This window comes from Rhizobacter sp. P3_C12, from assembly GCF_056402735.1.
The window spans coordinates 1-1366 of record NZ_JBFUGW010000581.1 but is presented as its reverse complement, the minus strand read 5'-3'; the positions used below and the strand labels follow the sequence as shown (position 1 = coordinate 1366).

The following is a 1366-nucleotide window of genomic DNA, read 5'->3' as shown; positions in this document are numbered from 1 at the left end:
TTCTGGTTCTTCATTTGCGCAGGATGGGGCTACCTCTCTGCCACATTTCCTTCGCAGCATTCACCGTCTTGGACGAGCGTAGCCATCACGCTTCCCGCCGCCCTGGTGACCTCGGTCGGCCTCCTTTGGATGGAACTTCAGAAGCTCCCCCCTGGCACGTTCGCGTTGCCGCCGTCGCTTCTATTGAAGCCATGGAATCGTCCTGCGGGGGCTGCCCTGTTCATCGGGTTGACTTTTTCGTTCGCCGGGCTATGGGGAGTAGCCATGTGTATGGCTCTCGCCCTGCCCAGTCCACTCGTTGCACTACATTTTTTTGCCATAGGCTCTGGTGGCGTAGCAGGCTGCTTTGCCGCTCATCGGCTGTTTCCCCAAAAGTTCAGTGCCTGACCATTCGTGCTGACGGATCCGGTCGGCACAATCCTCAACGGTCCGGCCAGTGGCCGTCAGCTCCCGCGGACGAGCGGCTGGAGCCGGCCAGTTGCCGACACTCGTGAAAGTCTGCTTCGCAGCCGTGCGATAGTGGCGCAATGCCTTGATGGCCCCGGCAAGCCGGATCGAGCCTCTCATGCCAAACGACAAGCAGCTTATGAGTCCTTGCCGAACCGTTCTCTTCTCCGCGACGTTGACTCTGCTCCCTACCTTTGCGGTCGCTGCCGGTGCAAATTTCTCAGGTACCTGGTCGATGGATCTGCGTACGACCGGACAGAAAGCAGCGAACGCCGAATGCGGCATGGCCTCTTTCGTTCTCAAGCAATCTGGTGCTCGGATCACGGGTTCCCACACGTTTGCAACCGCAGGCTGCAGTCGCCTCAACGAGGGTGGTGAGGGCACGGTCAAAGGAAGGGTGGTCGGCACCGWGGCGCACTTGGTCGTCACCAGCGGACGGAACGGCGCTGTCGTCAAGGGTGTTGCGACGCTGAAGAACGATGCGATCTACTGGGAGACGAAAGAAGAAATAAGTGCCGGTGAGCAAGGTGACTCTCCGCTCATCCTTGACAAGGGTCTGCTCACGAGGACGGGCAACTAGTCATGCCGGCACGCCGCCGAACCATTCCCCTGAGAGGACGTTGATCGTCATGAAACGCCACTACCTCGCCAGTTCGGTGCTGAGTCTGCTTGTCGTGGTCAAGTCTTTTCGGACACGCCAATGAGTTGGTTTGGGTTGAATCTCAGTGAGTGTGTTCGGCGTGACGCTCATGCTCGACGGGCGAGCGATAGCCGAGTGTGGAATGGAGCCTGACGGGGTTGTAGAAGCAGGCGATGTAGTCGGCGACATCGATCATCGCTTCGGCGTGATTGGCGTAGTCGCGCTGCCAGACGCGTTCCATCTTCAGGTTCAGGAAGAAGCGTTCCATCACCGCGTTGT

The 1366-nt window shown here is 59.1% G+C and carries 3 protein-coding genes; 2 read left to right on the top strand and 1 reads right to left on the bottom strand.

Features of this window, described 5'->3' with window-relative positions:
* Positions 1–387: hypothetical protein (locus AC1DXV_RS34665; protein ID WP_477874104.1), on the top strand; the 387-nt coding region annotated here is incomplete at its 5' end.
* A gap of 178 nt (positions 388–565) precedes the next feature.
* Complete coding sequence (locus AC1DXV_RS34660) at positions 566–1027, top strand: hypothetical protein (protein ID WP_477938051.1); 462 nt, start codon at positions 566–568, stop codon at positions 1025–1027.
* Positions 1028–1169: 142 nt separating this feature from the next.
* Here the strand turns inward: AC1DXV_RS34660 and AC1DXV_RS34655 are convergent.
* On the bottom strand, positions 1170–1366 hold a 197-nt coding region (locus tag AC1DXV_RS34655), incomplete at its 5' end, for an IS3 family transposase (RefSeq protein ID WP_477874100.1).